This window comes from Companilactobacillus halodurans (assembly GCF_009600985.1).
GTDB classification, from domain to species: Bacteria; Bacillota; Bacilli; order Lactobacillales; family Lactobacillaceae; genus Companilactobacillus; species Companilactobacillus halodurans.
Map to the genome: position 1 here is coordinate 1 of NZ_VDFP01000037.1, position 8,920 is coordinate 8,920.

The 8,920-nt window shown below is 35.3% G+C and carries 10 protein-coding genes and 1 rRNA gene; 3 read left to right on the forward strand and 8 right to left on the reverse strand.

Annotated features, from left to right (window positions below):
• Positions 1-232 precede the first annotated feature (232 nt).
• The 3 genes from FHL06_RS11585 to FHL06_RS11595 all read right to left on the reverse strand — a co-directional run bounded on the left by FHL06_RS11585 (position 233) and on the right by FHL06_RS11595 (position 2,052).
• Complete coding sequence (locus FHL06_RS11585) at positions 233-721, reverse strand: hypothetical protein (RefSeq protein ID WP_153386738.1); 489 nt, start codon at positions 719-721, stop codon at positions 233-235.
• A 134-nt stretch (positions 722-855) separates the two neighbouring features.
• Positions 856-1,311 (reverse strand): flavodoxin, encoded by a 456-nt coding sequence (locus FHL06_RS11590; protein ID WP_153386740.1) that lies wholly within the window; start codon positions 1,309-1,311, stop codon positions 856-858.
• A 132-nt stretch (positions 1,312-1,443) separates the two neighbouring features.
• The gene (locus tag FHL06_RS11595) at positions 1,444-2,052 is read right to left on the reverse strand and encodes an NAD(P)H-binding protein (protein ID WP_153386742.1); all 609 of its coding nucleotides are present in this window, start codon (positions 2,050-2,052) and stop codon (positions 1,444-1,446) included.
• 218 nt (positions 2,053-2,270) lie between these two features.
• Between FHL06_RS11595 and FHL06_RS11600 the strand changes: the two genes are divergently transcribed.
• Positions 2,271-2,843, forward strand: a complete 573-nt coding sequence (locus tag FHL06_RS11600) for a sugar O-acetyltransferase (protein ID WP_153386744.1) — start codon at positions 2,271-2,273, stop codon at positions 2,841-2,843.
• 61 nt (positions 2,844-2,904) lie between these two features.
• On the opposite strand, the gene FHL06_RS11605 is transcribed toward FHL06_RS11600, so the two are convergent.
• Positions 2,905-3,969, reverse strand: coding sequence for a baeRF8 domain-containing protein (locus tag FHL06_RS11605; RefSeq protein WP_153386746.1), 1,065 nt, complete (start codon positions 3,967-3,969; stop codon positions 2,905-2,907).
• A gap of 167 nt (positions 3,970-4,136) precedes the next feature.
• On the opposite strand from FHL06_RS11605, the gene hemH reads away from it, so the two are divergent.
• Both hemH and FHL06_RS11615 read left to right on the forward strand, forming a co-directional pair.
• On the forward strand, positions 4,137-5,087 hold the full coding sequence (hemH, locus tag FHL06_RS11610) for a ferrochelatase (RefSeq protein WP_153386748.1): 951 nt from the start codon (positions 4,137-4,139) through the stop codon (positions 5,085-5,087).
• Entirely contained in the window at positions 5,074-6,396 is a 1,323-nt protein-coding gene (locus FHL06_RS11615) for an Nramp family divalent metal transporter (protein ID WP_420360971.1), read from the forward strand. The genes hemH and FHL06_RS11615 overlap by 14 nt, the downstream gene beginning before the upstream one ends.
• Positions 6,397-6,460: 64 nt before the next feature.
• On the opposite strand, the gene FHL06_RS11620 is transcribed toward FHL06_RS11615, so the two are convergent.
• From FHL06_RS11620 to rrf, 4 genes are all read right to left on the reverse strand, one after another.
• Positions 6,461-7,030: a PepSY domain-containing protein gene (locus FHL06_RS11620; RefSeq protein ID WP_192917970.1), complete on the reverse strand. Its 570-nt coding sequence runs from the start codon at positions 7,028-7,030 to the stop codon at positions 6,461-6,463.
• Between the two features lie 139 nt (positions 7,031-7,169).
• Positions 7,170-8,015 (reverse strand): aldo/keto reductase, encoded by an 846-nt coding sequence (locus FHL06_RS11625; protein ID WP_153386754.1) that lies wholly within the window; start codon positions 8,013-8,015, stop codon positions 7,170-7,172.
• Positions 8,016-8,076: 61 nt separating this feature from the next.
• The gene (locus FHL06_RS11630; protein WP_153386756.1) at positions 8,077-8,628 is read right to left on the reverse strand and encodes a GNAT family N-acetyltransferase; all 552 of its coding nucleotides are present in this window, start codon (positions 8,626-8,628) and stop codon (positions 8,077-8,079) included.
• A 168-nt stretch (positions 8,629-8,796) separates the two neighbouring features.
• Positions 8,797-8,913 (reverse strand): 5S ribosomal RNA (rrf, locus tag FHL06_RS11635).
• Positions 8,914-8,920 lie beyond the last annotated feature (7 nt).

An 8,920-nucleotide genomic window follows, 5' to 3' on the forward strand; every position in this document is an offset into this window, starting at 1 on the left:
TTGCATCAAGACGAAAAACCTCTTTCATTGTTTGTGGAGAACTCCAATGATACCTGATTTTTTCGTCTTGGTGTTTTTATTTTGGAATTTTATTGAAAGTGGCTAACTTGATTATAAAATTCGCCGGAATATTCCATTGATAATAATAATACAACAATTTTTTTAATCATACTATTATTCTTACCTAAATAATAAAATCCCGACCACTAAATCGGTCGAGATTTTCGATAGTTTATTTTTTAATATCTTGTTGCAACTGAGTCAATTGCCCATTATCTGAAAGTTTTTGATATTGCTGATAAGCTTGGTACCAATTACCCTTACTAATAGCATTACGTAAAGGCGTGTAATCAGAATTAGAAAAAACTTCTTGAGCAACGATTTGAGCTTGCTCATTTGAAAGCGATGAAGAATCCTCAATCAATTTTTGAGTCTTAGATTGACTATTAGCTGCTGACATAATTTCAGACATTTTTTTCTTGCCTAAAATCGATGCTGCTTTATCAATCTTTTTATCCTTTTTGGGATCCCCGGTTTTTTTAGCCTTAACTTTTTTGACCAATTCAGACTTAACTACTTTATCACTAGCAGTATCATTGCCAGTTGTGTTGCGAAGTAAATTGTTCAATGGAAAGAAAAAAACAACCCCTAGAATTATTAAAATTAAAACGGAAACCAATGTTATAACTAATGGTTTTCTATTTCTTCTGCGATGACGCATATAATAACCACCCTTTTTAAAACATATTTCTACGCATATGTTGACAGTATGGCATTTACCAGATTTAGTTGCAATTACTTTTCCAATCTATTTTTTTGTAGCGACCATCATAATATTAATTTACAAATAATTATCTAAATAACTTGATTCAAAAATTCTTTCAGCTGTTTGTCGTCGCCAGTATATCTAAATCCTTTTGTAACTGTACTATTATTAGCAAGTTTTTTGACATATGGCATTGATTCGGCAATTGATGAACCGCCACTAGTAGTGAATGGAATAATTTTCTTATTTGAAAAGTCATATTTATCAAATAATGTGTAAAAAATCATTGGTACACGACCACTCCAAGTTGGATAGCCGAGAAAAATCGTGTCATATTGATCTAAGTTATCAAGCTGAATCTTAATTTCTGGACGAGTTTCATCTTCAAATTCTTGTTGCCCAATTTTTGAGTAATCACTGTAATCAACAGGATATGGCGTCTTTTTTTCTAGACGAACGATATCTGCTTGTGTGATTTCTTGAATCTTTTGGGCAGCTTTTTTAGTATTGTTGGAAAGTGAAAAATATATAATTAATTTTGCCATTTATATCACCTCATGAATTTTACTATGGCCCATCCTAAACCATCAAGTTGACTTGAGGTCAATATTTATTTATAAAAAAAGAAATACTTCCATAATTTAGGAGCATTCCTTTTTTTGCAAATAAGATATCCGCTAGGCTTCCTTACGGCAAATTGCTACACTCTCATGAGAATCAACTTTATCATTGTTTGCTGCTTTGATGATAAAATCGGCAACGCTGTTTAATGAAACATCCCCACTGACTCCGGCTTCTCCTTCGGGAACGACTTCATAGTTTAAATCTTGACTCTCATCAAACTGGCTAGGACGAACGATGGTGTAGTTCAAGTCCGAGCTTTCAATTGCTTGAACTGCTGCTTGGTAAGGTTTCAAAATGGCTTGGTTAGTCAAATTGCCAGAGGCTCCATCAGTTACTGGAACCTCATTATAAAGCCCCATTGAGGTAATGAATATTAGCCGGTCTACGCCATGTTTATCCATGCCCCCAATAATACGTTCTGCCGACAAAGCTAAGTTGCTATCGGCTGTTATAACAACGATATCAATGTCATCTAGGGCATCATCCAGTGGAATATCGTCGAGCACATCTCCTTGAACAACACGCCCACGATTTTTATCAATTGACAAAAATCCGGGGTTACGTGCCATCAAAGTCAAGTGGTCGTCAGTTTTGTTCAAAAAATATTTGGTAGCTTTTTGGCCGACTAAACTGGTAGCGCCAATAATTAATACATTCGTCATGATTAATCTACCTCCGATTTTTCTACTACTTCCGTGTTACACCTCTATCCTAAACCATTCGGATATTTTCAGCTTTAGTTTTGCAACGATTTTTTCATTATTTTCCTAATTGTCATCAATTTTTCAGGCTTATTTCAGTGTTTTCATAACTTATGATATGCTTAGTATGCATTTGCTTTAAATTAGTATGCATTTACTCTAAAAGGGAGATATTTTAAATGGAAATTGAACAAGACCCTGCGTATCAGCAGATGGTTAATGGAGAGCTTTACCTCGAATCAAAGCCATTAGCGGACCTTCGAATCAACGTTCGTAACAAGCTAATGAAATATAATCAAATTACCGATAGTAAAGAAAGAAACCGCAGCATCAAAAGCTTGATGAAATCAGTCGGCGATAGATTTTTTGTCGAACCAACGATTTATTTCAGCTACGGCGTCAACATCACGATTGGAGACCACTTCTATGCCAATCACGATGTCATGCTCTGTGATGAGGGTAAAATCACAATTGGTAATGATTGTAAATTTGGTCCCAAGGTCGGGCTTTATACGCCCCAACATCCACTAGATCCAGCAGTTCGTCGAACAGAAGCTGAAAGAACTGCACCCATTACGATTGGTAATGATGTTTGGATCGGTGGTAGTGCAAGTATCCTACCTGGAGTGACTCTAGGTAATAATGTCGTTGTTGGCGCGGGGTCTGTCGTAACTAAATCCTTCCCTGATAATGTTATTGTAGTAGGAAATCCTGCTCGCATATTGAGAAAGAATGAACCAGTCAAAAAATAATATTTAAGCACAAAAATCAAATAGGTATGACAATCGTTTTCGTGGTTGTCATACCTATTTTTTAATACAGAATTGCATTGATACTCGAATAATTTTTCGCACTAGGAAGATATAAAACTAGACAGTTTATCTTATTGATCAGAGATTTAATCAACAACTTGTTATGGGCAATCGAATAAGAACTGCCGTCATTAAAAGAAACTAACGATTTTACATCATGATTATTCAAGGCAAAATCGATAATCGCAATATCATTGATAACCCGATTTTGTTCATTAGCTTGGTGAAATTCGCGTTTGATTTTTTCAATCGTTGCCACCTTTTCAAAACTAAAGAATTCCTTCATCTTATTTTCAAATTGTTGATGCGAGTAATTCAAAACCGAAACATGCATCACGCCATCAATATAGTTACGATTTTGATATTCATTCAAAAAGACATTTACCACTTCAGGCAAACCAGCTAAGACAAATGTGTAGCCTTTATTTCGATAGAGTTCATTAAAACTCTGGTCTAAATATTGGTAATAAATCAACTGATCTTTTTGTTGTTCTTCTGATTTAGAACGATGACCATGAAAATTAGCTTGCAATCCCCCATATGAACCAGAGTTCAAATTGGAATTAGCATCAAAATCAGAATAATAGTCTGCAAAATTTAAATACAATCCTGGGATTTCTACCTGTTTTAAAGTCTGAATATCAAAAACATTAATCCTATCACGACTGAGATTGATTAAATAATCAGCACTCGTCTTATTTTCTTCTGGCAACAATAAATCTTGCACTAAAAAAGTATTACCAACATGCTCTTTTGGCAAAACGGCATGTCTCATTTGACAAATCTCTAAGCCTTCATCATTTCCAAAAATCAGTAATGAACGGTATTCGTTATGCCATAATTCTCGATCTAAAACTAAAGATTCTAATTTCTCAACCAACTGATTCCACAAGCGGCGAGGATAATTCAATTCCAATTGTTTTTTAACGCATTTTAATAAATTCTTATAGGTAAGAATGTTTTCATCAATCTGCGGAGTTCCTTGATGAATCGGCAAAATAATACTTACTTTAGGTTCTATTTTAGAAGCCAATAATTTCATTAAGCGTTTGTTTTGTAGTTTCATAGTTCATCTCCTTACATATAATTCTTATCATCATCATTAGATTATTATCATAATATCATTTTGCCGGAAAAGCTGTCTATTTTTTATAATTTTATTTATCCAAATTATCCGAAAGAATTTTTTGATTATGCTACTATAAAAATATACATGTTCATGAGGTGATTGATATGAAACAAGGATTATTATTAGTCAATTTGGGTTCACCAGCATCTCCAAAAACAGCCGATGTCAAAAGTTATCTCTTGGAATTTCTTAGCGATACTAACGTTATCGAAATGCCAAAAGCCTTTTGGCAACCGCTGCTTCGTGGAGTGATTTTGCCCATGAGATCATGGCGTTCAGCTACCTTCTATCAAGATTCTTGGACTAAAGATGGTTCGCCATTAATAGTCAACACGCAAAAAATCACTAATCGAGTTCAAAAGCTGCTACCAGCCTGGAACGTCAAAATGGCCATGACCTATGGTCAACCAGATATCGTACAGACTTTAAAAGAAATGCAAAAATCGGGTTGTCAAAAAATCGTTTTGTTGCCGCTTTTCCCACATTATACGCAAAGTACGACTAAGTCGATTATCGAACAAGCCAAATCTTCTGGCGTTAACCTGCACATTATCAAGCAATTTTACGACCAACCAATCTATCAACAGATTCTCGCCAGTCAAATTCAAGAATCTTGGGATAAAGATAATTATGACCAATTATTAATCAGCTACCATAGTATTCCCACGGCAATGGTCAAACATGGCGACCCTTACCAAGATGAGTGCAACCAGACCACCGCTGCAATTTCCAAGCTCTTAAATATTCCTGATAATAAAATCACAACAGTTTACCAATCGAAATTTGGCCCCATGCCTTGGTTAAAGCCATATCTCAAAAATGCCTTAATGCAAGCTGTTGAGTTAGGCAAAAGAAATATCTTGATTGCAACGCCTTCCTTTGTAGCTGATTGTCTCGAAACAATTGAAGAAGACTACGTTCAAAATTACCAAACTTTCAAAGCTAGCGGCGGAGACAAATTTCAATTAGTTCCACCAATGAATGATGATCCGCGTTTTTGTAAATTCCTCGCCGATTTAGCCTTAGGAAGCGAGATTGTTAATGCCACAGACTAAAAAAAGCCTCGATGAAATCAACGAAAGCGTCAAAGTCCCTAGCGTTTATGAGACTTCATTCTTACAAAAATTTCTAGCATATAGTGGACCTGGAGCTTTGGTTGCCGTCGGTTACATGGATCCAGGAAATTGGCTGACTTCATTATCTGGTGGCAGTCAATATCGTTACGAACTATTATCAGTTTTACTGATTTCGATTCTTATCGCTATGTTCATGCAATCCTTGTCTATTAAATTAGGCGTTGTGGCTCGACAAGACCTTGCTCAAGCAATTGCTGTAAAAGTTCCCAAATCCATTCGATATTTTCTCTGGATTTTAAACGAAATTGCCATGATGGCCACCGATTTAACAGACGTGATTGGAACTGCCATCGCTTTACGATTATTATTTGGCTTGCCATTGATTTTCGGAATTTTACTGACGATATTTGATGTCTTAATCGTTCTTTTATTCTTGCGTTTTGGCATTCGGCGGATTGAATTTATCGTTTTATCAGCTATTTTAGTTGTTGGAATAATCTTTGGAATCGAAGTCTTTCGCGCGCATCCAAATCTTTTCCAGATTGCTTCTGGTATTTTACCAACCAGCGACCTCTTAAAAAATCATGAAAAATTAGTTCTAAGTTTAGGAATTGTTGGCGCCACTATCATGCCGCATAATATTTATCTGCATTCTTCTTTAGCCCAAAGTCGGCGTTACGATCACAACATTCCCGCTCAAGTAAACGAAGCACTGCGTTTTGCTAATTGGGATTCCAACGTTCATCTGGTTGCTGCCTTTATTATTAACGCTTTATTGCTGATTTTAGGTGGAACGCTTTTCTTCCATAAAACTGGTCAGCTAGCTAGTCTACAAGCTGTTTTCAATGGCCTTAAAAATACTGCCATCGTCGGAAATTTAGCTAATCCTTTAATGAGTTGGCTCTTTGCCTTTGCTTTATTAATCACCGGCATGATTTCCTCAATTACCAGTACCCTTTCGGGACAAATCGTTATGGAAGGCTATCTAAACATTCGCTTACCACTCTGGCAACGGCGATTATTAACAAGATTCGTTACCTTGATTCCAATTTTAATCATAGGTTTCATGGTCGGATTCAATGAACAGGATTTTGAAGACTTAATCGTTTATGCTCAAATAGCTTTAAGTATTGCCTTGCCATTCACGCTCTTCCCCATGATATTTTTAACCGCTAATAAAAAACTCATGGGCAAACACGCTAATTCACTAGTCGTTACAATTGTTGGCTGTTTGTTGGCAGGTTTTATTACTATTTTGAATTTGCAATTGATTTTTTCATTAATCTAAAAAGTAATAGCGCTGATAATCATATAAGACTGATTATCAGCGCTATTTTTTTGAAAACTTTTATTTAATCATTCTCTGTATTGAGAATTTTACCTGTTATAGCATTGATTTTAACTTCTTTTTCCTTAGAACCATGTTTAACATTAACTTCCCAATAAGTTACGCCTAATTCCTGTTCCAGACTAAATTCTTTTGCCTGGCTATTTTTAAGCTTTTTTTCGGCAATCTTCGTAATTTTATTAAGACTCAATAATTTATCTAATTTAACTTTATCATCTTTACGCGCTTGGCCGTTTTGTTCATCGTCGTCTAAATTTTCAGTTTTCTTACGTAAAATTTTTTTATTCTTGGCATTGATACTTAATTTATATTCTTTATTATCGTCAACGCCTTCGATTTCATATACTGGCTTACCAACAGTCTTATCCAGTTCGATTGAAGTAATATCTGAATCTGGATAAGTTTTTTGATAAAGTGATATTGCCGATTTTAAACTTACTTTAGTACTATCGACTAATGATTCGCTTTTAGTTGTTGTCTGAGTTTGGTTTGATGAAGCTTGATTACTCGAACATCCACCTAAAATCGTCACCGATAACAATAATAATCCAAGAGTTAATAAATTCTTTTTCAAAACCAACACCCCGCCTCTTAATTAGTAATCTTATATGCACAATAAGTATACTAATAGCAAACAGCCAATTGCAATTAATAAGAAAACCTCACAAACAGATATTTAATCTATTTATGAGGTCTATTATTTTAACAATTTATTATCCTTGAGTTGAATTATGTGTGTGTGATGGGGCTGTATCAGGCATCGCATTTAAAGTTTTCATATCTTCATCACTAATTGTGAAGTCTAACTTAGCATTAGATTCGATATGTTCCTTATGAACAGCCTTTGGCAATGGCAAAACGCCATTTTGAACGACGAATTCAATTGCCAATTGAGGAACACTGACATTGTACTTTTCAGCAATCTTCAAAACATCTTGGTTGTGAATCAAGCCACCTGTAGCAAGTGGTGAATATGCTTCGACCAAAATATCGTGACTTTGAGCAAATTTAGTGATTTTTGGTTCGGTATAACCGATATAGTACTGAATTTGGTCAATCATTGGCTTTACTTTAGCTACTTCTAAAATATTCTCCAAATCATGAACGTTAAAGTTTGAAACACCGATAGCCTTAACACGACCGGACTTATAAATTTCTTCCATGGCGCGCCAAACATCTTGATTTTCCTTATCATGATTTGAACCAATATCATTCCATGGCCATGGAGCATGGATAATATAGAGATCCAAATAATCTAAACCTAAATTATTCATAGTTGTATCAAAGTCTTTTAAAGCACCATCATAAGTCTTTGTTTGACCAGGCAATTTTGAAGTAACAAAAATATCCTCACGTTCAACTCCAGAATCTTTGACCGCTTGGCCAACTTCTTTTTCGTTTCCGTAAGCTAGAGCTGTATCAATGTGTCTGTAGCCAACATCGATTGCATCCTTAACTGCTTGGTAAGCTTGACTTGCAGGAATCTGCCAAGTACCAAAAGCTACCTTAGGAATCTTTACACCATTATTAATATCAAAAGTATCAGTTAATTTTGTCATAAAATGCTCCTTCCATTACAAAAACTATTATAAAGCTTCAAGTCAACTTGAGGTCAAGCATTTACTCCAAAATATCAACTTTATCAATAGGAATAATTGGTCCCATAACATCAGCACGTTGATTCAAAGTCTTTTGCAGCCAAGTTACATCAAGCCAACGACCGAATTTGAAGCCAACCTTTTTAAAAGTTCCTACTTGTTTATAACCCAATTTTTCGTGAAATTTAATGCTGTTAAGATTTTCTTCAGTCACGCACGCTAGTAAATTAACAACATGCTGCTTCTTGAGGATTTGTTCCAATTTTTGATATAAAGTCGTTCCTAGTCCATGTCCTTTGTAATTCTGATCAACATAAATACTAGCTTCAGTCGTCCAAGCATAGGCAGCTCTTGGTCCATAAAGATGAGCGTATGCATAACCAAGAATTTTGTTATCCTCGTCTAAAGCGACTAAATAAGGAAAAGTCTGCGATATTTCTCTGATTCTTTGTTGAAAGTTCTCAACCGTAGGTATTTCATCTTCAAAAGTAATCGTGGTATTTGTTATGTATGGTGCATAAATGTCAATTAAAGCTTTTGCATCATCTATTGTTGCTTGTCGAAATTTTATCATTTGTGGTACCTTCTCTATAAAGTATTCTATAGTTAACAATTTAACCACAAACTAGACTTCATTTACAGTTGTCTTATTCTGTCTTTACTCTCCATAAATCATTAGCAATTCAATTTTTAAAAAAAGAAGGCACGAAAAAAGGAATCGACATTGTCGATTCCTTAACTTGCGTGGCAGCTCCCTATCCTCGCGGGTAGTTTCCCACCAACTACTTTCGGCGCGGAGAAGCTTAACTTCTGTGTTCGGCATGGGAACAGGTGTATCCTTCTCACTATCGCCACCACACTATTTT